The organism is Hyphomicrobium sp., from assembly GCF_041674905.1.
Classification (GTDB): domain Bacteria; phylum Pseudomonadota; class Alphaproteobacteria; order Rhizobiales; family Hyphomicrobiaceae; genus Hyphomicrobium_B.
On record NZ_JBAYUV010000009.1, the window covers coordinates 25,797 to 52,557 of the forward strand.

Annotated in this window: 18 protein-coding genes; 12 read left to right on the forward strand and 6 right to left on the reverse strand. The window is 58.2% G+C overall.

The features are described 5' to 3' along the window. The first annotated feature begins 3 nt into the window (after positions 1-3). From WC026_RS05780 to WC026_RS05820, 9 genes are all read left to right on the forward strand, one after another. Positions 4-1,104 (forward strand): glycosyltransferase, encoded by a 1,101-nt coding sequence (locus WC026_RS05780; protein ID WP_372709882.1) that lies wholly within the window; start codon positions 4-6, stop codon positions 1,102-1,104. A 35-nt stretch (positions 1,105-1,139) separates the two neighbouring features. Beyond that, the gene (gene rfbC / locus WC026_RS05785) at positions 1,140-1,694 is read left to right on the forward strand and encodes a dTDP-4-dehydrorhamnose 3,5-epimerase (protein ID WP_372709883.1); all 555 of its coding nucleotides are present in this window, start codon (positions 1,140-1,142) and stop codon (positions 1,692-1,694) included. Further along, complete coding sequence (locus tag WC026_RS05790) at positions 1,691-2,620, forward strand: NAD-dependent epimerase/dehydratase family protein (RefSeq protein WP_372709884.1); 930 nt, start codon at positions 1,691-1,693, stop codon at positions 2,618-2,620. The genes rfbC and WC026_RS05790 overlap by 4 nt, the downstream gene beginning before the upstream one ends. Further along, on the forward strand, positions 2,620-3,927 hold the full coding sequence (locus WC026_RS05795) for an NAD(P)/FAD-dependent oxidoreductase (protein ID WP_372709885.1): 1,308 nt from the start codon (positions 2,620-2,622) through the stop codon (positions 3,925-3,927). The genes WC026_RS05790 and WC026_RS05795 overlap by 1 nt, the downstream gene beginning before the upstream one ends. Positions 3,928-4,086: 159 nt before the next feature. After that, the gene (locus tag WC026_RS05800; protein ID WP_372709886.1) at positions 4,087-5,466 is read left to right on the forward strand and encodes an O-antigen ligase family protein; all 1,380 of its coding nucleotides are present in this window, start codon (positions 4,087-4,089) and stop codon (positions 5,464-5,466) included. A 230-nt stretch (positions 5,467-5,696) separates the two neighbouring features. Further along, positions 5,697-7,601 (forward strand): hypothetical protein, encoded by a 1,905-nt coding sequence (locus WC026_RS05805; protein ID WP_372709887.1) that lies wholly within the window; start codon positions 5,697-5,699, stop codon positions 7,599-7,601. A gap of 240 nt (positions 7,602-7,841) precedes the next feature. After that, positions 7,842-9,578 (forward strand): WecB/TagA/CpsF family glycosyltransferase, encoded by a 1,737-nt coding sequence (locus WC026_RS05810; RefSeq protein ID WP_372709888.1) that lies wholly within the window; start codon positions 7,842-7,844, stop codon positions 9,576-9,578. Between the two features lie 18 nt (positions 9,579-9,596). After that, entirely contained in the window at positions 9,597-10,784 is a 1,188-nt protein-coding gene (gene wecB, locus WC026_RS05815; RefSeq protein WP_372709889.1) for a non-hydrolyzing UDP-N-acetylglucosamine 2-epimerase, read from the forward strand. Between the two features lie 97 nt (positions 10,785-10,881). After that, positions 10,882-12,093 (forward strand): acyltransferase family protein, encoded by a 1,212-nt coding sequence (locus WC026_RS05820; RefSeq protein WP_372709890.1) that lies wholly within the window; start codon positions 10,882-10,884, stop codon positions 12,091-12,093. Here WC026_RS05820 and WC026_RS05825 read toward each other — a convergent pair. The 3 genes from WC026_RS05825 to WC026_RS05835 are packed head-to-tail and all read right to left on the reverse strand — an operon-like array spanning position 12,057 to position 15,339. Beyond that, positions 12,057-13,055 carry an NAD-dependent epimerase/dehydratase family protein gene (locus WC026_RS05825; protein ID WP_372709891.1) on the reverse strand — a complete coding sequence of 333 codons (999 nt, stop codon included), beginning with the start codon at positions 13,053-13,055 and terminating at the stop codon, positions 12,057-12,059. The two genes, WC026_RS05820 and WC026_RS05825, sit on opposite strands and share 37 nt — an antisense overlap. Further along, on the reverse strand, positions 13,052-14,092 hold the full coding sequence (locus WC026_RS05830) for a Gfo/Idh/MocA family protein (RefSeq protein WP_372709892.1): 1,041 nt from the start codon (positions 14,090-14,092) through the stop codon (positions 13,052-13,054). Before WC026_RS05830 ends, WC026_RS05825 begins: the two co-directional genes overlap by 4 nt. Further along, positions 14,089-15,339, reverse strand: a complete 1,251-nt coding sequence (locus tag WC026_RS05835) for a glycosyltransferase family 4 protein (protein WP_372709893.1) — start codon at positions 15,337-15,339, stop codon at positions 14,089-14,091. The genes WC026_RS05830 and WC026_RS05835 overlap by 4 nt, the downstream gene beginning before the upstream one ends. A gap of 410 nt (positions 15,340-15,749) precedes the next feature. Here WC026_RS05835 and WC026_RS05840 point away from each other — a divergent pair, with 410 nt between their 5' ends. Beyond that, entirely contained in the window at positions 15,750-17,831 is a 2,082-nt protein-coding gene (locus tag WC026_RS05840; protein WP_372709894.1) for an AAA family ATPase, read from the forward strand. 414 nt (positions 17,832-18,245) lie between these two features. Then, positions 18,246-19,478 carry a polysaccharide biosynthesis/export family protein gene (locus tag WC026_RS05845; RefSeq protein WP_372709895.1) on the forward strand — a complete coding sequence of 411 codons (1,233 nt, stop codon included), beginning with the start codon at positions 18,246-18,248 and terminating at the stop codon, positions 19,476-19,478. 164 nt (positions 19,479-19,642) lie between these two features. Here WC026_RS05845 and WC026_RS05850 read toward each other — a convergent pair whose 3' ends face one another. After that, positions 19,643-21,502, reverse strand: coding sequence for a glycoside hydrolase family 9 protein (locus tag WC026_RS05850; RefSeq protein ID WP_372709896.1), 1,860 nt, complete (start codon positions 21,500-21,502; stop codon positions 19,643-19,645). Between the two features lie 400 nt (positions 21,503-21,902). Here WC026_RS05850 and asnB point away from each other — a divergent pair, with 400 nt between their 5' ends. After that, positions 21,903-23,855 (forward strand): asparagine synthase (glutamine-hydrolyzing), encoded by a 1,953-nt coding sequence (asnB, locus tag WC026_RS05855; protein ID WP_372709897.1) that lies wholly within the window; start codon positions 21,903-21,905, stop codon positions 23,853-23,855. A 13-nt stretch (positions 23,856-23,868) separates the two neighbouring features. On the opposite strand, the gene WC026_RS05860 is transcribed toward asnB, so the two are convergent. Both WC026_RS05860 and WC026_RS05865 read right to left on the reverse strand, forming a co-directional pair. Continuing rightward, the gene (locus WC026_RS05860; RefSeq protein WP_372709898.1) at positions 23,869-24,948 is read right to left on the reverse strand and encodes an acyltransferase family protein; all 1,080 of its coding nucleotides are present in this window, start codon (positions 24,946-24,948) and stop codon (positions 23,869-23,871) included. A gap of 40 nt (positions 24,949-24,988) precedes the next feature. Further along, positions 24,989-26,437: an undecaprenyl-phosphate glucose phosphotransferase gene (locus WC026_RS05865; protein WP_372709899.1), complete on the reverse strand. Its 1,449-nt coding sequence runs from the start codon at positions 26,435-26,437 to the stop codon at positions 24,989-24,991. Positions 26,438-26,761: the final 324 nt, after the last annotated feature.

Genomic DNA, 26,761 nt, shown 5'->3' on the forward strand with positions numbered 1-26,761 from the left:
CTAATGTCTGAGCGCCGAATTTCGGATCTCGTCGCCTATTGCCTCGCCTATGAATTCGAGGATGTGATTGCGTCTCTGACCAACGCTCAGAGGATCGATGTCACCGACCGGCCGGGATTGGAATTTTCACGGCGTGCATACAAGCTCGCGCGCATCGCGAGCGGCTCGCGTCCTCTGGCGCGGAAGCTCGCTCCTTTCCCGCGCTCCAAGGTCGTGCTTGAGCGGGACTTCGATCTTTTTCTCCCGGTATTCAGTCACGCCGAGGAGCTTTATTCACTCGAGACGATTCCCAACTGGCGTGAGCGAAGCAAAAAGGCTGCATGCTTCATCGTCGAGATATGGTCGAATCGGCTGACCGGCTATCTCGTCGAGCTTCTTTCGAGCTTCGATCATATCTTTGTCGGGTTTCAACACAGCGTCGTGGACGTCGCGCGCATGACGGGGCGCCCGGTTTCGTATTTGCCTTATGCGGTCGACGTGCTGCGCTTTGCGCCAGCTTCACCGGATAGGCCGCGCCCGATTAACGTCTGCAACATCGGACGACGCTCTGCGATAACGCATCAAGCACTTCTCGATGATGCCGAGAAGCAGCAGAGCTTTTACTATTACGACACGGTTGCGGCCAGCGGTTCCAATCGTCAGGACCGCACATTCCGTGTCGACAATGCGGAAGAGCATCGCCGCATGCTCGCGACGATCTTAAAGAATACGTCGTATTACATCGCAAATCGCAGCCATGTGAATAATCCGGATTTCAAGGCAAGCCAGGATGAAGTCTCTGCGCGGTTCTACGAAGGCGCGGCGGCGGGAGCGATTTTGATCGGCGAGGCGCCGAGGACCAACGAATTCAAGCGGCAGTTTGATTGGACTGATGCCATGTTCCACCTGCCGTTCGACAGTCCCGATGTCGGTCGCATTCTCGCGGACCTCGATTGCGACAAGGAGAGAATGCAGGCGGCGCGGCGTCGGAATATTCGCGAAGCCGCATCCAGGCACGACTGGCTCAATCGCTTGCAAGTGATCTTTGCGACGCTGGGTCTGGAGCCTACCGAGCAGATGAACTTGCGCGCGCGGCAACTCGATCAAATCGCGTCGGCGGCATAGGAGCGGCGGGAAGGGATGCTTGAGGTCATGACATCATGATTTTCACGGAGACTAAAATTGCCGGGGTTTTTGTGATCGAGCTTGAGCGCAGAAGCGACGAACGCGGTTTTTTTGCGCGGCAATGGTGTGCGGAAGAATTCACGCGCGCGGGACTCAATCCGGCGGTTGCGCAGATCAACGTCGCGCGCAGCACCGCCGCCGGAACGTTGCGTGGGGTTCATTATCAAAAGTCGCCGCACGCCGAGGTCAAGCTCGTGCGTTGTACTCGTGGCTCGGTATTCGACGTCGCTGTCGATCTGCGGCCGGAAAGCCAGACCTTCCGTCAATGGTTCGGCACCGAAATCGACGCGGAGTCGGGGCGCATGCTCTACATTCCCGAGGGATGCGGTCACGGATACCTGACGCTGACGCCGGATACCGATCTCGTTTACCAGGCGTCGGTGCCGTATGCGCCGACGAGCGCCACGGGTGTTCGTCATGACGATCCGGCATTCAATATTTCATGGCCCGAAGCGGTCAAGGTCATCTCGTCTCAGGATCGGAATTGGCCTCCCTTTACGGGGAACGGGGGAGCTAGCGAAGGACGATGACTGCGCGGCGGGTATTAGTTACGGGTGCGAGTGGTTTCCTTGGAAGCCATTGTCTGACGCCGTTGGCCGAGCGGGGCTATGACGTCATCGCGCTTCATCATGCGCGGACTCCGTTCGATGTTCCTGGTGTGCGCTGGGTTCATGGCGATGTCATGGACCGTGATGCGATGCGCCGCATTATTGGGGCGGAAAAGCCCGATGGGCTTTTGCATCTCGCCTGGTTTGTCGAGCCGGGAAAGCTCATCGCCGATCCAAGCAATCTCACTTGGGTCGCAGCCAGCCTCGATCTGATCCGCGCCTTTCGTGAGGCGGGCGGCGAGCGCTGCGTGATCAGCGGCTCCTGCTACGAGTACGATTGGCGCTACGGATATTGCTCCGAGGACGTCACGCCGTGCGAACCTGATACGCTTTACGGCGCGGCGAAAGACAGCTTGCGGCGCGCGTTTCTTTCGTATTGCAGCGTCTCAGGACTTTCGGGAGCTTGGGGCCGCGCGTTCTTCATGTACGGGCCGCGCGAAAATCCGGCGCGTCTGGTTTCGTCGGTCATTCTTTCATTGCTGAAGGGCGTGCCTGCAAAATCCTCGCACGGCCTGCAGGTGCGCGATTACCTGCACATCCAGGATGTCGCCGACGGACTTGTCGCGCTGTTCGCGTCGGAAGCCAACGGCCCCTACAATATTGCAGCTAACGCACCTGTCACCATTCGGCAGATCGTCGAGCTGATAGGTGTGATCACCGGGAAAAGCCATCTATTGCAGATTGGCGCGTTGCCGGCACGTGCCAATGATGCGCCTCTGGTGCTTGGCGATGGGCGCCGCGCGTTGAATGATTTTGGCTGGAAACCAAAGCTTACGCTCGAAGAGGGACTTTCTGAGACCGTCGAGTGGTGGCAGTTGCATGCCGATGATGCAGGAGATCGACGATAATGAGGCGCATTGCGATTTTGGGCACCGGAATGGCCGGTTTTGGAGCGGCCCACGCTGCGCATGCGGCCGGTGTGCGCCCTGTCATGTATGACATGCACGACCATATCGGCGGTCATACGGCGTCCTACGAATTTCCCGGCGGCTGGACCTTCGACGAAGGTCCGCACGTTTCGTTCACCGACAATACCCGCGTTCAGGATTTGCTGGCGGCGAATGTCGAGGGGAAATACGAAGCGTTCGCAACGAAGGTCAACAATTACTGGAAAGGGCATTGGATCAAGCATCCAGCCCAGATCAACCTGCACGGTCTACCGCCTGATCTCGTCACAAAGATCATGATGGAGTTCGTCGAGATTTCGCAGCGGACCGAAGAACCGACGATCCGCAACTATGAAGACTGGTTGCGGGCGAGTTTCGGCAATACGTTTTCCGAAACGTTCCCGATGGAATATACCGTCAAGTATCACACGACGACCGCCGCCAACATGAACACGGAATGGATCGGGCCGCGCCTTTATCGGCCGAAGCTTGAGGAAGTCTTCCGCGGCGCGCTGCAGCCGAAGTCCGATGACGTTCACTATATCGCGGGCTTTCGATATCCGACGCACGGCGGCTTTGTTTCTTATCTGCATCCATTCCGGAAAATCGCCGACATCCAGCTTGATCATCGTGTCGTAAAAATCGATCCGAAGGAACGGGTTATATATTTCGCAAACGGCGCGAAGGCGGATTACGACGGCGTCGTTTCATCCATCCCGCTGCCCGAACTCGTTCCGATGATCGCCGGTGCGCCGCGCGATGTGGTGGAGGCGGCGGAACGGCTCGCCTGTAGCGAGGCCGTCATCGTGAATCTAGGTGTCGACCGCGCCGATCTGGTTGATGCGCACTGGTCTTATTTCTATGACCGCGACATCTGCTTTGCGCGCCTGAGCACGCCGCATCTGCAATCGCCGAACAATGTACCGCCGGGTTGCGGGAGTTTGCAGGCCGAGTGCTATTACTCGAAGAAATACCGTCCGCTAAACCAGCGTCCGGAGGATTGCATCGAACCGGTCATTGCCGACTTGAAGCGTTGCGGGGTCCTGCGCGAAACGGACAAGATACTCTTCCGCCAGGCGATGCACATTCCCTACGCCAACGTGATCTTCGATCTGGAATCGATGCCGGCGACCAAGTTGGTGCATGGCTATCTGGAGGATATCGGTATCGGCTATTGCGGCCGCTACGGCGACTGGGCCTACATCTGGACGGATCAATCGTTTGTCAGCGGCGAAAATGCTCTGCAGAAAGTTCTATCGAAGGTTTAGATCTGCGGCGCAGAGGTGACAGCATGCGCATGACGGGCAAGTCTAGTCCTGGTTTGAGGCTTCGGTCGACGCTTTTGCGATGTGTCGCTTCGCACCATGAGGCTTGGGCGAGGTATAAAATACTGCGGAAGGTCTCGTGGTTCGAGTCGAGCGCAATCAATGCAGACATATAAGTTAGATCAGCCCGGCTGGGCGGCCTCCTTGTTCTCGATTCCGAATCTCGGATGCATTTTCGCGGTTATCGTGGCGCCGCTGGTGCTTTTCTTCACCGAGTCCGCATCCAATGTGCCGGGCGTGATGGAGACGCGATACGAGAATAAAATCTTCTGGCCGTTGATGGGTTTGGCTACTCTGATTTTCGCCGCGAGGAATTTTCCGCGCCGTGGCGAACTCGTTTGGCCTGTGCATGTCATTTGTCTTTTCGCATATCTCGCCTTCGCTGGATTGAGCGTCACCTGGGCATTTGCACCGCACCTCTCGGTCATACGGTTTATTCAGCAAGCCATGGTCGTCACGTCCATTGTCGTGCCGGCCATGCTGGCTTCGCGTTCAATGGATTTGATGCGCGGGCTGTTTCTCTGTTTCGCGATCTCCGTCGTATTGAATGTTTTTTTCCTGATCGGGGGATACCAGACGTTCGCGGATAACGTTGCTATCGGCTACTCGGGATACTTTTTGGGAAAGAATTATTTGGGAGAATGCGCAGCGATTGCTTTGCTGGTGTCGATGCATGAGCTGTTTTTCTCAGGCATTCGGCGCTTTTTCGGGTTGGTCGTCATGGCGCTCTGCGTGGTGCTTATAGCCTACGCAAATTCGAAGACGGCACTGGGTCTGGCATTGCTTTGCCCGGCGATCGCGGGCGGACTTCTTCTCATCCAGAGAGCGACGCGAATTTCGCCTGTGGCATCCATCTGTATTGTGGTCGTCGGATATCTTGTCTTTGCGGCTGTCACCGGCTTCACGATGGGCCGCGTGTCGTACATGCTTTACGGCGACTCGAGTTTCACGGGACGTCAGGTCATCTGGGATTTCGCAAAGCTGGAGATCGAGCAGCGCCCAATCCTAGGCTGGGGCTATCAATCGTTCTGGCTTGTTGGCGCCGACGGTCCGAGCATTTTGAATGCTCCGGGATGGGTCAAGACGATGCCGAACGCGCACAACGGTTACTACGATACGATACTGGAGCTGGGGTACGTGGGCTTCATGCTCCTGCTGATGTTCCTGACGACGACCTTGCAGGGCGTCGGGCGCGTCTTGGATCGCGATCCGGCGCGCGGTTGGGTCATGCTTTCCGTTGCTCTTTACGTTATTATTCACAACGGCCTGGAAAGCGCATGGATGCGCGGCTTTGAACTTTTGTGGGTCGTCTTTCTCATCATCGTGGCAGAGGTCGCGCGGCAGTCGCAGCTTCGGCATTTGATCGGCCGGGCGTGGTCACGATCTCCGCAAAGAAAATTTCAACGTGGTTCCGCGAGGAAGCGGCCGGGATCGACTGTCGTCAATCGTCGAAGCTGGCATGAAGACCAAGCCGAAATATAGGATTGGCGTTTGGCGTCGGTCGTTCAAATAGTTTTGCCCTCTGGCATGCCGTTGATCTGTAGCCGAATGGCCGAATTGTTTCATGACGCCGAAATAAATACGGAGTATTTTTCCGCGGTTCCGAAATCTTAACTCGCATATTCCCGACGGAATGCGCCATAAGCTGGCGGCGCGATAACCGCGAGAACTCCGGCGACATCGCGTGAGTAAAGCGATGGAAAATGGATCAGATGACGTTGCCTTACGCGTACTCTTGGAGCATTCGCACTTGGCTTATGGCCCTTGCGATCGCGGGCATCGCTTCGATATGTCTTTTTTCGCAAGACGCGTGCGCGTCGCCGAGCAATTCCGGTCCGGCCTTCCTGGCTGGCGAGAGGGGCACACTCTGGAGTCCCGGAATGATGTCCGTCGGCGGCATTCCCAAGCGGTCGACGGTCTGCGCCAATCTATCGCCTCGAGGGGCAGGTCTCGACGACACCGCGCAGATTCATTTTGCCATCGAGAAGTGCCCCGAAGGCGAGATCGTTCAGCTTGGCGCCGGCACCTTTCTGATCAACAGCGGCCACTTTCTTCTGATTCATAAGGGCATCACGCTGCGCGGCGCCGGACCTGCATTGACGACCCTTGCGAAGACGGACGGCGCGAAACCGGGTCAGGAAGCGGTCGGCGCGCATCCCTCACCGCTCGTTATCGTGGGACCGTCGCAATACTCGGAAAGCGGCAATTCGAGCGGCGTCGCGGCATCTGTGGATCTTGCCGAAGACGCCGTCAAAGGATCGTATTCACTCACTGTCGCCGATGCTGCCGGCTTGCAGAAAGATGCGTTCGTATTGTTGGACGAAGCGTCCGGTGCGACTTGGCAAAAAGATCCGCAAGGGCGCGGCGAGATCTGGGCGGCAGCGGATTGGCGCGTCGTCTGGCAGAAACACAAGCCGGCCATTCCCTACGTCGACGATTTTTCAGCTGATGAATTTCCCTCTGCGCCAGGAGCAGCGGGCGGCTGGTTTTCTCGGCCCGACCGGCCGACCGCCGAAATCAAGCAGATTGCATCCGTTTCCGGAAACACGATTACCTTCACGACGCCAATACATATCTCCTATCGGAAGACGCACAGTGCACAGCTTTCACGATACGGCATGCGTTACGTCATGAATGCCGGGATCGAGGATTTGAAGCTTTCGGGCGGCGATGCGGGCAACCTGCGGTTCCATTGGGCCGCGTTTTGCTGGGCAAAGAATATCGAGAATACGAATTGGCATGATGAAGGCTTCGCGATCGAAAATGCCTTTCGGATCGAACTCAGGGAATTCTATGTGCACGACGCGGCATGGGCACAGCCGGGCGGAGGCGGCTATGCCATCAGCGTTTCGAGCGGCGCATCGGATGTGCTGATCGAAGACGGGATCTCGGTCAGGGCCAACAAATTGATCGTCGCACGCTCGGCGGGTGCAGGCTCCGTTGTTGCCTACAACTATATGGACATGGGCTACATCAACACCCTGGGGAGCTGGATTGAGGTCGGTCTGAACGCCAGCCATATGGCCGGGTCTCACCACGTCCTGTTCGAAGGCAACTATGCGCAGAATGCCGATAGCGACGATACGCACGGAAATAGCGTTTATCACACTTATTTTCGTAACTATTTGCCGGGTGTTCGCGCATCGTTCGAAAATCAACTTGGCGGCCGGATCGATGATGCGGCTCAAGCAGAAAACGGACCGAAACGCAGCGCCGGTTTAATGGCCTACTCCTATTGGATGTCGTTTGCGGGTAATGTCCTCGGAGTTCACGGAAAAATGGCCGGATGGGTTTACGAGAAGACATTTACCCAGAACACGCCCGGCATCTGGATGCTGGGCTGGGACAGCGTGCAACCCTATCCAACGGATGCTCGCGTTTCCGCCACGACGCTACGTCATGGGAACTTCGACTATGTGACGAATACGGTGACGTGGGATCCGAACATTGCCGACCGTGACTTGCCGAATTCACTCTATTTAACGGAGAAGCCGGCATTCTTTTCGCTCGGGAGGGGCTATGCATGGCCGTGGGTCGATCCCGTCGCAGCCGATAAAATTCATACTTTGCCTGCCAAGGCTCGGTATGATGCTGGCACGCCTTTCGAACAACCCTGACTTCCGCAGAGGAGAATTCGGAAGGTGGTTAAGGATGTTGCGATCCGGCTTTCGATTGACGGAGGATGCCGAAGCCAAGCCGTTAACGCAATCGCGATACGCTTAACGATATGACCACGGTCCACATGGAATTGGTGGCATCGATATTGCACTATTGCCGATGAGATATCCCTGCCGCTTAGGCAATTTTAGCGTCATATCGATCGGATAGATTGGCGCCGTATTTGTGTGAGTTTTTGCGTGAGCTTGCGCCGTTATTTGCTTGTTTCCCCATGTCGTGACGAGGGCCAGTATCTCCGCCGTACGCTCGATAGCGTGGCGGCGCAGACGGTTCCTCCCGCGCTTTGGATCGTCGTCGACGATGGGTCCACCGACGACACGCCCGCCATCCTTGAGGAATACGCAAAGCGTCTCCCGTACCTGCGTGTGGTGCGTCGCGAGGATCGCGGCCGGCGCCAGGTGGGGCCTGGTGTGATCGAAGCATTTTATGCCGGTCTCGACACGGTTCGTCTGGAAGACTTCGACTACCTGTGCAAGCTCGACATGGACCTCGATCTGCCGGTCCGCTACTTCGAACTTTTGATGCAGCGGATGGAGGCAAATCCACGGATCGGAACGACGTCGGGCAAGCCGTGGTTCGTGCATCCGCAAACCGGTGCCCTCGTGCCGGAAGTCTGCGGCGATGAAATGTCGGTCGGCATGACGAAGTTCTACCATGTCGACTGCTTTCGGGAGATCGGCGGGTTCGTCAGGCAAGTCATGTGGGATGGCATTGATTGTCATCGCGCGCGCATGCTCGGCTGGATTGCCGAAAGCGTCGATAACGAGCCGATTCGGTTCACGCATCTGCGTCCACAGGGCGCCAGCCAGAAAAGCATCTGGACCGGACGCGTCCGCGCTGGGTTCGGTCAGTATTTCATGGGAACCTCGCCGCTCTACTATCTGGTCGTCGCCGCTTACCGCCTACCTGCGCACCCGCCAGTCGTCGGCAGCGTGGCGATGCTATGGGGCTACCTCACGAGCTGGCTGAAGGGGCTCCCGCGCTACAATGATCTGGAGTTCCGGAGCTTTCTGCGATCCTATCAGCATCTTTGCCTGCGCAAGGGCAAACGCGCGGCAACGGCTCAGGTCAACGACGAGCGGGCGCATATCTGGCAGGCGGCGCATGTCGGGGGCGGCAGTGCAGCCGTTCCGGCGAAGTCTCCTGAGAAGGCCGATTTGCTCGGGGTTTCGATCGACGGCGTCAGCATGGATGAAGCGGTCGAGACGTGTCTTGAATTGTGCCGCGCGCCGCGCGCCGCTCACACGATCGTCACGCTCAACGCCTCGCATCTGTGCATGATGCGCAGCGATCCCGAGCTGGCCACCGCATGCCGTGCAGGCGATCTCACCGTCGCCGATGGCATGTCGGTCGTCTGGGCTTTGCGCGCCTCAGGCCAGTCCATTCCCGAGCGCGTGACCGGCGTCGATCTGATGCAGCGGCTGTTGCAGGCGGCTGGCGATCATAAGCTGCGCGTCTATTTTCTCGGTGCGAAACCCGACGTCGTCAAAACGCTGGTCGAGCGCGTGCGTGCGGAACATCCGGGTGCAGAGATTGCAGGATATCGCGACGGTTACTTCACGGCGGCCGATCATGCGAACATCGTCGAGGAGATCCGGGCGAGCGGTGCGGATATGCTGTTTGTCGGCATGCCGTCGCCGTTCAAGGAGACTTGGTGCGAGCGCTACCGTGATCAGCTCAACGTGCCAATCATCATGGGTGTCGGCGGTAGTTTCGACGTGCTTGCGGGCTTCATTAAACGTGCGCCGGTTTGGGCGCAGCGATGGGGGCTCGAGTGGTTATGGCGTCTTCTCATGGAGCCTGGGAAGCTTTGGAAGCGCTATCTCACCTACAACAGCCAGTTCATCTGGCTCGCAGGGCAGGAAATTTTTGCCCGGCGTCTCGGCCGTATGCCGACGCCGGTCAGTCACAAGTAATGCATGCTGGAGCACGTCGTGAGTAAGCCGAGCACCATCGCCGTTTTCATGGGAACGCGCCCCGAGGCGATCAAACTCGCGCCGGTGGTGGCGGCCCTGCGTAGCGATAAGGATTTTGACTGCTCGGTTGTCGCCACGGGGCAGCACAAGGAAATGTTTCGTCAGGTCGCCGATACCTTCGGCTTTGCCGTCGACGCCGACCTCGACGTGATGCGTCCCAATCAAACGCTTGCGGGTCTGACCGCGCGGCTGATGGAGAGCATCGACGGGTGGCTGGAAACGGCCAAACCCGATATGGCGATCGTGCAGGGCGACACGACGACGGTGCTGGTTGCGGCACTCGCCTGCTTTTATCGGCGTATTCCTATTGGACACGTCGAAGCCGGGCTGCGGACCGGCAATATCTGGTCGCCGTTTCCGGAAGAAGTGAACAGGCGTCTTGCGACGCCGCTCGTGGCGCTGCATTTCGCACCGACGGCTGCCGCGCGTGCGGCGCTGCTGCGGGAAGGTGTCGCCGACGAGACGATCACCGTCACCGGCAACACCGTCATCGATGCGTTGCGCATCGAGGTGGCGGCGCAAACGGGCGATGCGGGCTTGCGTGCGCGGATCGACGAAGACCTTGCTAAGGCGATCGGAGGCGATGATTGGGCGAAATCGCCGATGGTGCTGATCACCGGGCATCGTCGCGAAAACTTTGGCGACGGCATCGAGCAAATCTGCCGCGCCATTGCAACGCTTGCGGAACGGTTTCCAAGCCATCTGTTCGTTTATCCAGTCCACCTCAACCCGAATGTGCAGGTGCACGTCAAACGGCTGCTGGGGGGGCTGTCGAACGTCCGGCTGATCGCTCCGCAAGGCTATCGGAATTTCGTGACGCTGATGTCGCGGAGCCGGCTCGTGCTGACCGATTCCGGCGGCGTGCAGGAAGAGGCGCCGTCGCTCGGCAAACCGGTGCTCGTCATGCGCGACACGACCGAGCGGCCGGAGGGTGTCGCCGCGGGGACCGCCTTGCTGACAGGTCCGAAGGCGTCTGAAATCGTCGATCACGCGACCCGGCTTCTCACCGACGAAGCGGCGTACCGTGCGATGGCCACGGCCAAGAATCCTTACGGCGACGGCTACGCGGCGGAGCGCATCGTCGAGCGCATTCGAGGATACTTTTCTTCTCGCGAAAAACATCCCGCAGATTTGATGACGGCGTGAAGCAGATCGTAACCGCAGGAGCGGTTGCTTCGTTTAGGATTCGCGAAACGTGCCCAGTGCCATCCAGCAGTTGCGAGTGCCGGGCAGTATTTGCGACGTGGGCGCAACGGCGGAGGGCCGCCGCTTAAATCTGAGCACCCATATTCCCGTCCTCGATGGCATCCGCGGACTAGCGATCCTGATGGTGCTGGCGCTGCACTTCATTGGCGATGCGCTGGTGACCAATCGCGCCGAGGCGGTCATTGTCGGCGTTGCCAAATACGGCTCCTACGGAGTTGAGCTTTTCTTTATCCTCTCGGGTTTCCTGATCACCGGCATCCTGTACGACGCCCGCGAGCGGCGAAACCATTTTCGCGATTTCTATATGCGGCGCGTGCTGCGGATTTTTCCGGTCTACTACGGCGTGCTCATACTCGTCTTTCTCGTCGCGCCCGCGATTTCGATCTTCCAGGGACCGACGCTTCAATATCTGGTCGACCGGCAAGCGTGGGCTTGGCTCTACGCCGTCAATATCTATATCGCCAAGCAGGGTGATTGGGTGTTTTCCTACCTCGATCATTTCTGGTCGCTTTCAGTCGAGGAGCATTTCTATCTTTTCTGGCCGTTCGTGGTGTTTGCTCTGGCGCGACGGCCGCGCATGCTGATTGCCGTCTGCCTCGTGCTGTCGTTCGGCGCGATGGCGAGCCGCATCATCGGTTCGCTGATGGGGGTGAACTGGTGGACGCTCTATGTCCTGACGCCGTTTCGCTTCGACGGTCTGGCGCTCGGTGCATGTCTGGCCATTGTGATGCGTCAGCCGGGCGGGACGGACCGGATCGTTGCATACCTGCCGCGTGTGGCGGCACTGCTCGGCGTCATTCTTGTTGCGACTTTCGGTTTGTCGCGGGGCCTGCCGAATGAGGGGATGGACCTGATAAGGCCGGTGCGCGCCGTTGTCATTCTGATGCTGCTTGCGTGCCTGCTCGTTCGCGTGATTACCACGCACGAAACATCTATTTTATCCCGTCTGTTTCGTAGCCGGGCGATGATCTTCTTCGGCACCTACAGCTACGGTCTGTATGTCTATCACCACTTCATTTCGTATTACATGCTCAACAACCGCACCGAGCTTGAGCTTGGGAGGGTTCTCGGATCGCATACGTTGGCGGTTGGCGTACAGGCAGCCGCAGGCGTGGCTGTTTCGATCGCCATCGCCTACGTCAGCTACGAGTTTTTCGAGAAGCGCTTTCTTCGGTTGAAGCGCTATTTCGAATCCGGTCGGAATATGCCCGGTCAGTCACCGGTTCCGGAGCGGGTTGTCGCCCCATAAGTTCGCGCCAGGCACTCCTGATAATCGAGCGGCGGCGTCCAGGACAACGTCTGGCGAAGCTTGCTGTTGTCAAACTTCAAGGGTTTCAGGCGAGATTCAAGCCGGCGCGGGATCAGGATGCTCGGCACTTTCGTCGCACTTCTGAAGACGGTCGCGAAGGCCAGCCGGACGGTTGAAATGCTGAGACCGTAAGGCAAGGGAAGGCGCCAGCCGCGTTCGCCGGTGCCGCGCATGTAGTCCGACAGATAGCTCCAGATCCGTTCGCCCGGTCCATCGACGATGTTGAGCGTTTGACCTGCGGCGCTCGGATTGACGGCCGCGAGCGCGAAGACGTCGGCACAATTCTCTACGTGGGTCATCGGAATGCGCGTCATCGGTCCGATGACCAGATGATGGCGTCCGACCTGCTGTCCGAGCGCGGCGAGGTAGCCGTGGTCGCGACCCCAGATGAAACCGGGACGAAGGACGGTTAGATCCCAGCCGTACTTTTCGGCGAAGCGGCGCGTCACGCGCTCCTGCCACCATTTGGCGATCGTATAGCCGTCGCGCGTATAGACGTCGGGCAGTTTGTGAAGCGGTGACTGTTCGTCGAGCGTGCCGCGCGTCGAGCTGTAGTCGTATACGGAGAAACTACTGCATAGAATGACGCGCTTGCAAGACGTCGTCGCCATCGCTTCCAGCAAGCGTTCGGTTCCGGCAACGGTTCCGGCGAACTGAGCTTCGTCTCCGCCCGAGACGACGGCCGCCAGATGGATCAAGGCATCGACGCCATCGAATGCGGCGGCTAGGTCGCGCGATGTGCGCAGGTCGGCGCGGAAAATCTCGACCGATGAATTCCAGGCAAGATTTTCAACGCGCGCGGCCGGACGGACGAGCGCGCGGACGTCGATCTTCCGCTTCATCAGGGCGTCGACCACGTGCCGGCCGAGGAAGCCGTTGGCGCCTGTTACAAGAACTTTCACTGTGCGCCCTCTTTCGGTTTCAGAGCTTCGATCATGCGATTGACGTCAAGCACCTGCTGCTCCGTGATCGGAAGCGTGGTGCCGTCGCCCAGGGCGCGATAGGTGCGCGCGAGCAGCGCCCATAAGCCTTCGTAGGAGCCGGGACCTTTGAACTTGCGGAGCAGCGTCGCAAGAGCCGCGCGCCGGATCCTCTTGCCTTCCTCAAGCCCGCTGAAGAACGGACGGAGGGGCTTGGGCACGTTGCGGGGACCGTCGAACGTGAGGCGCGTTTCGAAGAGGTTGGCCGAAGCCTGCATGCGTTCGCCATAAACGCGAAGCCAGAACGCGTCCGGCTGGCTATTCGAGCTGAAGGCGATCGCCGCCGTCGCGCGCTCACCGTCGACGACGGCGCGAAACTCGTCGTAGGGGAGGGGCGAGGCTGCGCGCTTGGTCCAGACGGTGTGGGCCGCACGATGCGGGCCGATGAACATGTGCGCGAGCGATGCCAGATGGGGCAGGAAGTCCGCGATCGCACCGCCGGACAGACGCAACGCCGGATGCGGCGAATTCGGATCGGCGAAGCCGTCCGGTCCGAGAATGTTCAGGCTGATGAAGATGTCGACGTGAGTGACTGCGCCGAACTCACCGGACTTGATGAGATCGAGGATCTTTTGCGGAGCGGTATTGTACAGATAATTGTAGTCTTCGACGACGTGAAGCCCTGTCTTGCGCGCGTGGCCGAGCAGGGTTTCAAGTTCATCGAATGTGCAGGTGGCCGGCTTTTCGAGGATGACGTGAGCGCCGGCATTGAGCGCGTCCATCGCGAGCGGGAAGTGGGACGTCGGTGGCGTCGTGATGTGAACCGCGTCGGGGCGAATTTGCTCCAGCATTGCGCGGTGGTCGGTGAACCAGGCGCCGATGTCGTAGCGCTCGGCGGTCGCTTCGGCTGTTGCAGCCGAGAGATCGCAGACCGCGGCGAGTTCGACGCCGGGCAGCGTCTTCAGGCATGCGAGGTGCTGCCGGGCGATCTGTCCAGCTCCGATGAGTGCAAGCTTCAAGACATATCCCCCAAAATCCGTTCGTAGAAATTCTCGAGTGTTTTGGCCGCCCCGGCCCAGGAATATCGCTCCACGGCCAGCGTTCGGGCCGCCACGCCGATGCGTTGGGCAAGGCCTGGCTCGGCGAGTAGTCGATTGACGGCATCGGCGAAAGCGGAGGGCTGATCTTCGATGATGATGTCGCGACCGGGTTCTGCGTCGATCCCTTCGGCGCCCAGAGAGGTCGAGACGATGGCTTTGCCCATGGCCATCGCCTCCACGATCTTGAGGCGGGTTCCGCCCCCCAGGCGGAGCGGCACGACGATCGCGGCTGCTCCGGCGAGATGCGGCCGCAAGTCCTCGACGAAACCCGTCAATGTGATCCGTGCGCCCGCCAGTGCCTGCAACGCAGGAGGAGGCTTGCCGCCGATGATCTTGAAGTGCGCGTCGGGGTGGGCGGCCGCGATCCGCGGCCAGATGTTTTCGACGAAGTGAATGACTCCGTCGACGTTCGGCGCCGTCGAAAGCAACCCGAAATAGACAACCGTCCGGCCATCGGCTGGCCGATCGGACGGAGGGGGCTGAAAATACGTGACGTCGGCGGCGTTCGGGATGACGGCGGTCCGGACGCCCGGAACCTGATCAAGCAGCCGCTGTTCATCTGCGACGCTGCACAGATAGACGCCGTCGGCGTCGCGATAGGATTTGAGTTCTTCACGCCGAAGCTTGCGCCAATTGATGCCTGCGTAAGCGCGCCGGAAGCTCGTCGCTCCGGTTTCGGCAAATTGCCGTGCGAGATCATAGGCAATTTCGTGGGAGTCGACGACGAGCGCCGGCGTCTTCTCGCCGGGCGGAGCCTGCCGGAAGTCGAGATGTCCGAGATAGGGGAATTCGAGGTTTATAATGTCAAAGCGTTTGGCTCGCAAAATCTCGTTCAGAGCGCCCTGCAACTTGGGCGCTGTCGTGCGAAGGCGCTCGAAACTTTGGGTCGACGTCAGGGAACGGAGCTGGAGGAGCCGCTTGGTAACGCCGTCCTTGCCGTTGGAGTTGGGCAGCAGGGTGACCTCACGGCAGTAAGCCTGCATGTGACGCCGGCATTCCTCCGCGTCGAATTCCTCGTCGATCAGCGTTAGCGCGGTCAAGTCATGATGTTGCGCCAACTCGTTCATCAACCCGTGGATGCGCGCCTGTGCGCCAAAACGGGGAGGGCTGGCGGGAAGGTGGGAAACGTAGAGGATGCTGAGGCGTCTGGGACTGGAACTATTCATGCGAACTGCCGGTGACACACTGTCTGAAGCACTGAGGCGTATTGGATGCCCCGGGAGCTTTCGCAATATTCATGCCTCGATTTGAGGAATGAGCGCTTTGCAGAAAATAAGCCATGAGCGTGTACGACCCTGGAATTTAATTGGAAGCGATCGATTGAACTGGAGCCCGTTAAAACCGGCATGCTTTTAGCTCCAGGATCTATCAATCACGTGATGCGTATCGCGGTGGGTCACAGTCTGTGCTAAATCGCGACAATGGAGCTGGGCAGGTGTTTAGAAAGCTCCAATTTGGGTCGCCGCATGCGTCAACCAACTGCCCATGTTATTGCGAAATCTTATAAATTCATCGCTAATCGAACGTCGAAGATAGTATCTCTTGCCAAAGCGGGTGCGTAAAAAAAATGGTCGCGATGTCTGACAATTTCTCAATCCCGCCGGACTATGTTCAGCCCGCAAACCTAGGTTCCGACCTCTCTCTCGCGGACGCTCGGTGGATCGTGTGGCGCGGCTGGCGGCTGCCCGCTACCGGAGCATTGATAGGGCTTGCGTTGGCAGCGACCTACCTGCTGTTTGTTCCGGAAGTTTATAAGAGCAGCGCACGCATCCTGCTGGACCGGAGCGTGAATAGGTATTTGCAATCGAGCAAGATTTCCGACGAGCCGACCTTCGATGATACCGACATCGGCGGCCAGATCTATGTCATGTCGTCGGACAGCATTGTCGTTCCGGTCGTGCGGAGTTTGAATTTGGCGCACGATCCGGAGTTTGTCGGCCAGCGGGGTCCCGAGGGCAAAACCGGCATCAAAAAATTCATTGCGAATGCAGCGAATTCCGTTTTCAGCCTTCAGACGAAAATTTTTGGTTTCGATTTTCCGGAAATTCAATTCAGCTTGGGCGGATGGAAACGCGCGTCTTCTAATATCGATCCTAATACCGTGCTTGAAAGAACCGCCGTCGAAAACCTTCTCCGGCAATTGACGGTTTATCGTGAGGATGCGCCGAACGTCATCAACGTCACCTATGCGTCGCGGGATCCCGTCAAGGCCGCGACCGTCGCAAATGCGCTTGCCGACAAATACATAGAGATGACGGAAGAGCGAAAGCTCAAATCAAATAAGATGATCGGCCGGCTTCTCGAGGACCGGCTCATGGACCTGAAGCGGCAGAGCGACGACGCCGATCGGGCGTTGCAAGACTTTGCCACCGCCCACAACCTCGTCGGCATTACCTCGGGGCGTCTTGCGCCCGCCAATGCCGACGGAACGCAAGCTCAGGCATTCCCGAACAACGAACTTATTCTGAAGCTGCGAACGCAGTACGTCGATCTCGCCGCGAAGGCGAGCGAACTCGAACGTCAGCTGGGTCCCACGCATCTTGCCGTCGTGAAGCTGCGCAATCAGATGCAGCAGCTGAACCAAGCGATGAAGAACGAGGATCAACGCAATGGTCTCGGCGATGCGGACCAGGCCAAATTGCGCGATCTGGAAAGTTCGGCGGCGACCTTGCACAATCTCTATAATGCGGCACTGCGCAAATCCAACGAGGTCAATCAGGTTCAGCCGGAAACCGAGGATGCGCACATCATTACGCGTGCAGCGCCGCCGCTATCGAAAAATTACAAGAAATCCCTCGCGCTGCTTGGCGGCGGCTTGATGTTCGGGCTTCTGGCCGGGGCCGGATTGGCGCTGGGACGAGAGTGGCTTGCATCTGTATTCCGCACCCCTGCGCAGGTGCGCAAGGCGACCGGAGTATACTGTGCCGTGCTTCCGACGGTTGTTCCGGTATCCCCAGGCAAGGGAGTTTCGGACTACGTCCTGGACGCGCCCTATACGCGCTTCACGGAAGCAATTCGAAACGCGCGCGCCTTGCTGAAAACAGATCAGCGGAGACACGGAAACAAGGTTATCGGCATCATCTCAGCGGCGTCCAATGAGGGCAAGACGACGGTCGTATCGAACTTGGCGACACTTTTGAATGCAAGCTCGAGAGAGCGCACGCTCATCATCGATGGCGACCTGCATCGGCGAACGGTGACGGCTGAACTGGCGCCGGGTGCACGCGAGGGGTTGCTTGAAGCGCTCGAGGATCCGTCGCGTCTCAAAGAGCTTGTCGTTAAGCGCGAACGGTCGGGCGTTGACGTCCTGCCGTGCGCTGTGTCCGAGCGCAATCCACACGCGGCTGAGCTTCTCGGATCGGCTCAGATGGATAAGCTGCTCGACGTTGCTCGTGCATCATATGATTTCATCATCGTCGAAATTCCGCCGATCATGTCGGTCGTCGATATCAAGATGGTCGAGCGTTTCATCGACAGTTTCATCTTCGTCATTGAATGGGGCAAGACCAAGCGCGGCCTTATCGAAGAGGCTCTCGACGAGGTGGATAACATTCGCGATCGGGTGTTGTGCGTACTCCTTAACAAGGCGGACCCAGCTGCGTTGCGGACCATCGAAGCCTATAAGGGCGCGCGAGGTGGCGACTATTACGTTAGTTAAAACGCCGCGGGCGATATTCTCGAGTCGCCCACAGAATGTGCATTTACCATTTATTTATCCCCTTTGAGGGTGGTCGTGGTTAACGAATCAGTCTCAATTGAGGTTGTTTAGCAACGTGTCGGCTAAATAGTTTTGCTTGAGTGTTCAATTTAGCTTTTCAAGCTCTCGCCATTCCTCGAATCACCTTACGCCTTCATCCGTACGCAGAATTTTGATCGCGGTTTGCCGGGGTGGAGGCGCATTTTGGGGGAAGTCGATTTTGAGAGAGCCGATCGGGGCTTTCCTAATTATCAGGCTGTCTCGTTTCGCCAGCCGCGCTTGATACGCGCTTTGACTCGCGGGCAGCGCCGGTCACTCTCTATTAGATCGTGCGCGCCAATGCTTGTTGCGCTCGCGCTTGCCGGTTGCTCTCATATGCCGATAAACGGACCGGAGTATCGCGATATAGATCGCGGCGCCACGTCATCCATCGCAAATCCTCGTGGCTCGATCGTTTATGATTACGTGCTCCTCGACGTTAATCCGGTTGTCCTCGGGGTTCTGGATACGATCTCGTCGGATTCCTTTTACCGGACGTTCGGCGCACGCCGCCGAGGCATCCCGATTGTTAAGGTCGGCATTGGCGATGTCGTGCAAACTTCGATCTTCGAGTCATCTTCGGGCGGGCTTTTCGTGCCTGGAGAGGCAACGAGCCGAGGCGGCAATTACGTAACGCTCCCCGCGCAGTCTGTTAGCAGCAGTGGAATGATTTCAATTCCGTACGCTGGGGCGGTGCAGGCATCCGGGCGAACGGCTGCAGAAATTCAGCGGGACATCGAAGTTAAACTCGCTAAGCGTGCGATCGAGCCTCAAGTCATTGTCAACGTGCTCGAACAGAATTCCGATTCAGCTACGATCATCGGTGACACCGGCAGCAGCAAGATCAAAATCACCGGTGCCGGGGATCGCATCTTGGATATGATTTCCAAGGCGGGCGGCGCTGGTGCCGGCGGTGGTAAATTCGCCGGCTATGAACTTCTGGTGACACTGCAGCGCAGAGGTCGGATCGCGACGGTTCCGTTCACGACGCTCATCAACGATCCGCAAGAGAATCTCTACGTAGCCGCCGGCGACGTGGTTTATGTGAAGCGGCAACCGAAGTCGTTCGTCGCATTTGGCGCTCTCGCCTCCATCGGGGGTGAGGGAACTGTAGAGAACGGCCAGACGGCTGCGGTCAGCACGCAGTTTCCGTTTGGTCAGGAACACTTGAATCTTAACGAGGCGCTTGGGAGAGCAGGCGGTTTGGCGGACGGACGCGCAAATCCCGGGCAGGTTTTTATCTTCCGTCCCGAGCGTCGCGAAACCCTCGATCGGATGGGCGTAAATCTAAAACCCTTCGCGCCTGATCAACGCATCATTCCGACAGTCTATCGTGCCAACTTCCGCGATCCATCGAGCTTCTTCTTTGCTCAAAGGTTCATGATGCACGACAAGGACGTGATTTACGCGTCGAATTCGGATGCGACGGAAGTCCTCAAGGTTCTCGGTTACGTCAACGCATGGATGTCCACGGCATCGAATGCCTTCGTTCAAGGACGGACGATTGGCGATATCGCTGGCGGAGCGCACGTCCTGACGAACGCCTCGACGGTTGTCGTCAGCCCCTAATTGACTGCGGTTTGAGGCCGGTTTTGAGACTGGCCTCACTCCTCTTTCTTTCGGTCGTGGCTCATTTCAATTTATCGATCCGATCCCTTGATCCGGTATCGTGAAGCGTCCGCTGGCCGCGTCGGCATATGCCGATATTTATCTCTCAAATTCGAGGCCACCTTTTATTGAGGGGCGATTGGTGCGTATGGCAGCGCAGGTTGTCGTGGTGGGGTGCCGTTCGATAGCCATTGCGCAAGGTAGAGATTGTAAAGAGTAACCCCTTGCCAATCGATATCGAGTTCATTCGTTGACCAGCTGTCATTGTCGGTATAGCGGCCCGCGAACGGCGTAGCGGAACTCCGGGGCATGGCCGGATCACCCCAATATCGCCAGGTTGGACGCGGGCGATGGCCGGGATAGGAAATGTCATTGGATTCAGGATTGGCGTTCGGCCCACCCGCGACGATGCCGGGGAATAGATAGGGTTGAACGTCGAGGGCCGCGAGCCATTCGTGGAAGCCGTGCCGTCGCCCTCGCGTAACGCCTCGCAACCCGCTGACGTAGGAAAACAGCTGATAGTTTCGGCCGAACGCGTGATGCACATTGGCGAGGATCTGTTCGCAATCGACAGCATCGTTGAGAGGATCTTGCAGGCAACGCGGCGCGCTGAATCCGGCCGTTCGTTGGAAGCCTGCGGCGATCGATCCCCAGAAATCGCGCCCAGTCCAGCCAAAGGCGTTATGGCCTCCATCTCTGACAACCATTGCGGCGTGCCGGCGAAGCTCTCCGTCGAGTGACGTTTGCCGTTTCGGATTTCCGGCGCGAGTTCTGAGGTACAGGAGCGCCGCGTAGACGTTACTCCTCAGATAGCTGGGATCGTTCTCTAGCGGTTGGAAGTTGGCCTCGAAGTCCGTGTTGAAACGCGCTTCGCCGGTTGCAAGCAGCATCCCCGCTGCAGCGTACATTCGCACATCCCGTCCTATGTCCGGCATTTGATCCTGACGCATCGCCGGGCACGTTGGACCGTCGCTGTTTTCAGCAGGATGATCGTGAAGAAATCGGTAGCCCAGCATCGCTGCATTCAGCATCTTGTCCGCGAAGGCCGGGTCGTGACCGCGATAGAGCGCCGAGGCGAATGCGAGGGCTCCGACGGCACGCCCAGTCGCGGTGGTTCCGATCTCTCCAAGGCGATAGGGAGACATGCTTTCGGGCAAATTTGTTCCGTAGGGTCCGTAGTGCTCCTGGCAGGTCGTATTATGAAAACCTCCGCTGCTTGCTTGCATCGACAGCAGCCACTCCAACCCCCATCGCGCCTCGTCCAGGAGATCCGGAACACCATTGGACGATTCCGGGATGCCCGTTTGATCGTCCGTGGGCGCGAAATCCGCAAACGCCGACAGCATCCAGAAAAGGGCGGAGTTGGTCGAGGCGCTATAGAGCGAGAAATCGCCGGCGTCATGCCATCCCTTTTTGATGCCGGGCGGCGCTAACGCTGCGTCGCTGGCGTGGGTCCATGGACCTTCGGCATGCTTCGCATCGATGTCGGTGAACGCGCGTTGATAGTAGAAGACGTGTTGAACGGAACGCAGGGCATTATCGAAGATCCGGATGCGGATGTCGAACGGGAAACTGGCAAGGCCGTTGTCCGCTACGATGCGATAGCGGCCTTCAGAATTAAGCGACGAAAAATCTCCGACCCAGACCGTGCGTATGGCGCCCGTGTCATCAGAGGCGATCGTTCGGATGGGTGCGCCGCCACGAAATTCCGTTTCGCCCTTTGCATCGACGCGAATGACTTGAAATGACGTGAATGGCTTCGGAGATGAGAATTCCTTCCGCATGTGCGTGCCATAGCCGACCTGCGACGCGGCGAGCCCATCGAACGGAGCCGGTTCAAGATGAAGGGCGGCACGTCGATGCCATGCCAGGTGTTTGGAAATCAGGTTTCCGGGATCAACGAGCACCAGCAGTGCCGCAACGATTATTATAAATGATGCGGTGAAGCCGACTGCCTTGAAAGAAAATTTGAAGAATGGGTTCATTCAGAAAACGGTAATTCCGGCGGATGCGCATCAGCGGATATGTGCCGAGCCATATATGCAGATGACTCCGGCTAGACCAAAATTCTTTCAATATGCGCGTCCGACTTCGAATATGGCAAATTAGTTAATCGGCATAATCTATATTGAAGGATAGCTAAACCGTGAAAGACGGTCTTCGGCTGGGTCGAATGCACGTCTTCATAAGAATGACGATCACCAACGCGTCGATGTAGCCAGAGTCTTGACCGGATGTCGCGGTCAGCATAGGTAGCTGCCTGCCTATTTGCAGGGATATTGTGATTGCGTACGGCCTGAATGGCGGTGAGACACGGGCCGTTGCCTGTGTTCGCCCTGCCGCCAGATCGTGAATTTTATCGCGCTATTTCGAGGGCATTCGGCTGTGTGTGGTATCGCTGGGATTATCGGGCGGCTGGATGATGCAAATCGCGGCGCACTGAAGCGTATGAGCGGAGCGCTCGTACACCGCGGTCCGGATGCAGAAGGGACTTGGGTTTCCGAGCCCGACGCGAACAATTGCGGCGTCCTGCTGGCCCACCGGCGATTGGCGATCCTCGACCTGTCGCCGGCCGGTATTCAGCCGATGGCCGATCCCGTGACCGGCCATGTCGTGGTCTTTAACGGCGAAATTTATAATTTCAGGGATTTGCGGCGGCGCCTGGAGGCCGAAGGGCAAACGTTTCACTCGAGCGGCGACACTGCCGTCATGTTGCGTGCGCTGGGACTGCACGGCACGGACGCCATCGGTTGGCTGCGCGGCATGTTTGCATTCGCTTGCTGGGACCCTCAAGGCCGCCGTCTTTTGCTGGCCCGCGACCCCCTCGGTATCAAACCGCTCTATATCGCCCGGCCTGCTCATTCGAATGCCAGCTGGTCGGTTGCCTTCGCGTCCGAGCTGCGAGCGCTTTTGGCGTCGGGCCTTCTCGAAAACCATGAGCTTGATCCATGCGGAGTCGCGAGCTGCGTGTCGAATGGCTTTGTGAACGGGCCAACGACGATCGTCCGAGGCGTCGAACTTGCCTGGCCGGGAGAATTCCTGGAATTTGATACGGCTGGAGAAGACGTGCGGCGAGAGCGGTTCTGGACAATTCCGGATCGGGCTCCTGAACCAACGATGACGGAACCGGAGCTAGCAGGCATTCTGGAGGAGGGGCTGAAACTGCACCTCGCCAGCGATGTCCCGCTGGCCGTGTTTCTTTCGGGCGGCATAGATTCGTCGGCGATCGCCAATCTCGCTCAGCGATCGGCGCAGACTCCCATACATACATTTACGCTTGCCTTCGAAGAGCAGCAGCTGAACGAGGGGCCGATTGCGCGGCGGATTGCGCAAGCTATCGGAACCGATCATCACGAGGTGGTGCTGACCGAAGGAGACTTCGTCGACAACCTGGATGCTGCGCTCAACAGTCTGGATCAGCCGACGTTCGACGGACTGAATGCATATTATATGTCGCGTTCCATCCGCGACGCGGGCTTCACCGTGGCGTTGTCGGGAACCGGGGGCGACGAGCTCTTCGGTGGCTACAGTTCATTCCGGGATTTGCCCGTTCTGCAGAAGCTGCTGGGAATTGCGTCCTTCGTGCCGCGCGGGTTGCAAGTTGCGGGAGCCAAGCTTGCGACCTGGCCATTGCGCAATCGTGCGGGCGGCGTGCCACCGCAAACCCGTTGGGCGAAGCTTCCGGATATGGTGCGCCGGGGAGACGATCTTCTAGGTCTTTATCAGCTGGCTTATGCGCTATTTCTCCCTGAATTTCAGCGCGAATTGCTGGCGGCAGGTTTTGCCGACGCGCTGGATGATGGCCTGCATCCGGCGATGCGCCAGCGCCTCTTGAGCGAAACGCGCCGACGATCGCCGCTCTCCGCGATCAGCGTGATGGAGCAGCGGCTTTTCCTCGGCGAGCGTCTTTTGCGGGACAACGACGTGGCAAGCATGGCTTGCTCGCTTGAGCAGCGTGTGCCGCTTGTCGATCAAATTCTGTTCGAGAATGTCAACCGTCTGCCGGATGGATTGCGATTTCATCCGCTCGGCAAAAAAGCGATGCTTCGACGCATTGGTCTTCGCGGTCTAGATCCGGAGGTCTTTAACCGGCCGAAGAGCGGTTTTGTCATGCCGTTCGATCGCTGGATCCGGCGCGGGCTAAAGAAGTCGATGGATGAAACGCTGCGCGATCCCGTCGCGATTGCCGCGGCCGGACTCAATCCCGTTGCGGTCGGTAAACTGTGGCAGGCTTTTCTCGAAGGCGTCTCGGGAATGTACTGGTCGCGGATATGGGCCGTATACATCCTTGTCCAATGGTGCCACCGAAACAAGGTCTTCCGAGATTTCCGCGCATGAGGGCAGGCCGTCGTTAGAGGCCCAAGCGCCATCTGCGGTGGTCCGCCAACCAAACCAGAAAATAGACGGTGATCAAAACCACGATCGCAAAGGCCAGCGATGCGATATGAGGTTGAAGCATCGGCGCGAGAACACTCGTGTAGAGAGACTTTCCGGCGAGGTGCACGCGCGGGATGTTCGCGATGGGCCGTGACAACAGGTATGCGACGATCGCGTTTCTGCCCAGAATATCGAGAGGTTTGTACCACGTTTGCGGCGCATGACCGTCGACGACCCACACCGTGCCGGCGAGCGCAATCGCGGATAAACCGGCCATGAAGACGGCGAACGACGTGGTCCAAAGGTGCTTGTTGATCGGCATCCAGATTGACAACAGCATGCCTGCGGTCAGCAGGAGCAATCCAGCTTCCAGAAGGTGCAGCGCGCGACGCGGCGCGTCTGGCTGACGGCGAACGATTTCACCCGCGAGCACACCGAAGAGAACTGACGAGATCGCAGGCAGGATGGCACCGATCCCGTCCGGATCGAAGGCCGTGCTGTTCCATTGGAAGTGATTCAGCACGAGGTGATCGAGATAGCCGGGGAAGCTGCAGTCGATCGTCAGAACGCCGGGGCCGCAGTGCGGCACAGGATATAAATAGAGCAAGGCGATATAAACGAGATTAAGCCCGACGATCGCAACGAGAGAGCCGCGTAAGCCGGTCCAGAGGTATATTTGTAGGGCTGCGAGATAGCAGATGGCGATTTTCTGCAGCACGCCTGTGAGCTGGAGATGATCCTGCACGCCGACATAGGGAAATGTGTGGGAAGGAATACGCAAATAGTCGATTGCGACGCCGAGCGCGAAGAGCAGCAATGCCCTTTTCAAGGCATGTGTCATGAGCCTCGATCGGGTGTCTCCGCGCGCCAGGCGTACGGGGATAGCGAGCGAGATCGAGACACCGACGATGAAAAGGAAAGCCGGGAAAACCGTATCCGCGAACGTCCAGCCGTTCCAGGCCGAGTGGACAAGCTCACGATAGCTATCGCCGTCGGAAAACTGTGCGTTGACGAGGATCATCGCGACGATTGCTGAGCCGCGAAAAACATCCACGGATTTGAATCGAGATGGCGTGCCCTGTGCCGCGCGTGTGTCAGTAGGCCCCACGAAACAGCACCAGAATCGTGCGGACCATGATTTCGATATCGAGCCATATCGACCAGTTGTCGATATAGTAGAGGTCATATTGCAGGCGATTGAGGATGTCTTTTTCTGTCCGCGTCTCGCCTCTATGACCGTTAACCTGCGCCCAGCCCGTCAGGCCCGGGAGGACGCGACGGCGCTGTGAGAAGTGATCCAATTGCTGCTCGAAGAGAGTGTCGTGAGCCAGCGCATGCGGCCGTGGTCCGACGACGGACATCTCGCCCTTGAGGACGTTGATCAGCTGCGGCAGCTCATCGAGGCTTGTCCGGCGCAGGAACCAGCCAATGCGCGTTACTCTCGCGTCATTGCGCTGGGCCTGTTGAACGTTCTCGCCGTCTTCCGCGACGGTCATCGTCCTGAACTTGAATATCCGGAAGACGGCGTTGTTCTGGCCATAACGACGTTGACGGAAGAACACCGGTCCCGGGCTGTCCAACTTGATGGCCAGCGCAATGAGCGCAAGCAAGGGAGCCAGGAGCGTCAGGGCGATTCCGGCGACGACAAAGTCGAGCAGCGACTTCAGCAATCGATTGCGCTCGGACAAGGGAACCAGATTGACGATGCTGGTTCTGAGCTTGCCGAAGGTGCGCCCACCTCGAACCGTGACAGGGAACGGATTGAGATCCGTGCACAGCAGAAGATCGGTGGAGAACGATGCGAGTTCGCGGACGCTCTCGTGAATGCCGGCTGCTTCAGAGGCGGGAAGGCAAATAATGACCGTGTCGAACTTGCGGTGGGCGATCGCGCCTTTCAGATCGAGAAGGCTTCGGGTTGTCGCCGATGGGGCCTGTTCAGCCTCAGACGGTTCACTGATGTAAAAACTTTCAATGGCAAGCGAGTGATCGGCGTCTTGCGCCTCGCTCTTTATCGCGTTCACGTAGTCCGGCGAGCCGTAAAGCGCTACGCGCTGGAATAGGCTGCCATTCGCGATATGCTCGCGCACGCGCACCATCGCGAGAATTCTTAACGCAATAAGCATGGTGCCGCTTAGCGCGAACCACGTCAGGAACCAGCCGCGCGAATACCAGTCCGCAAACTTGAGTACGAAAAGAATGCCGAGGAGCACAAGGAACGAGGTCGCGAGTGCGCCCCACAGTTTTCCGTAAGAAACCGTCGGATCTTTGATTGTTCCAACGTCGTAGAGCCCGGCCTGTTTCAAGACCAGATACTGGATCAGCGCGAGCAGCACTGCGGGAGCAAGATATGGCCACTCGGGTTGCTCGACGTGCAGAAAGAGATTCAGATAAAGCCACTTCGCCGTATAGGCGGCGAGGACGACGCCTGCGGCTTCGGCGATTGCGATGAACGCAATGCAGGTATCAAATTTGGAAAATAGATTTTGCCACGAGACAGAGCGGCGAAAACTGCCGTACGTGGCATTTGCACTGCTATCGGTCATCTACGCACACAACTTCTGATTAAGCCATCACCGGAAATTCGTTCGATTCAGCGAAGGCGTCTCGTAACGATGCAATCTATTGTCTTTGCAAAAAATTTTTCATTTTTATTAAACCCATTATTAATAGGGCTTAAGCTTTTTGCAAGCATTAGCATTGCCGTTTCGCGGAGCCTATGAAGCGATCTACGCAAGAGTCGGGCCACGCAACTTTGATGTTTTTTGGGGCTAGCGTGCACGTGCCACGCGATTGGCTGCTACTTGCGATTGTGCAGCAAAATTAAGCGATCGGATGTTGGCGCAATTTCCGGTTGATTGGCGAACGCG

Coding starts and splice junctions, on each gene's coding strand:
- WC026_RS05780 (WP_372709882.1), top strand. CDS start 4: ATGTCTGAGCGCCGAATTTCGGATCTCGTCGCCTATTGCCTCGCCTAT.
- rfbC (WP_372709883.1), top strand. CDS start 1,140: ATGATTTTCACGGAGACTAAAATTGCCGGGGTTTTTGTGATCGAGCTT.
- WC026_RS05790 (WP_372709884.1), top strand. CDS start 1,691: ATGACTGCGCGGCGGGTATTAGTTACGGGTGCGAGTGGTTTCCTTGGA.
- WC026_RS05795 (WP_372709885.1), top strand. CDS start 2,620: ATGAGGCGCATTGCGATTTTGGGCACCGGAATGGCCGGTTTTGGAGCG.
- WC026_RS05800 (WP_372709886.1), top strand. CDS start 4,087: ATGCAGACATATAAGTTAGATCAGCCCGGCTGGGCGGCCTCCTTGTTC.
- WC026_RS05805 (WP_372709887.1), top strand. CDS start 5,697: ATGACGTTGCCTTACGCGTACTCTTGGAGCATTCGCACTTGGCTTATG.
- WC026_RS05835 (WP_372709893.1), bottom strand. CDS start 15,339: ATGAATAGTTCCAGTCCCAGACGCCTCAGCATCCTCTACGTTTCCCAC.
- WC026_RS05840 (WP_372709894.1), top strand. CDS start 15,750: ATGTCTGACAATTTCTCAATCCCGCCGGACTATGTTCAGCCCGCAAAC.
- WC026_RS05845 (WP_372709895.1), top strand. CDS start 18,246: ATGCCGATAAACGGACCGGAGTATCGCGATATAGATCGCGGCGCCACG.
- WC026_RS05850 (WP_372709896.1), bottom strand. CDS start 21,502: ATGAACCCATTCTTCAAATTTTCTTTCAAGGCAGTCGGCTTCACCGCA.
- WC026_RS05865 (WP_372709899.1), bottom strand. CDS start 26,437: ATGACCGATAGCAGTGCAAATGCCACGTACGGCAGTTTTCGCCGCTCT.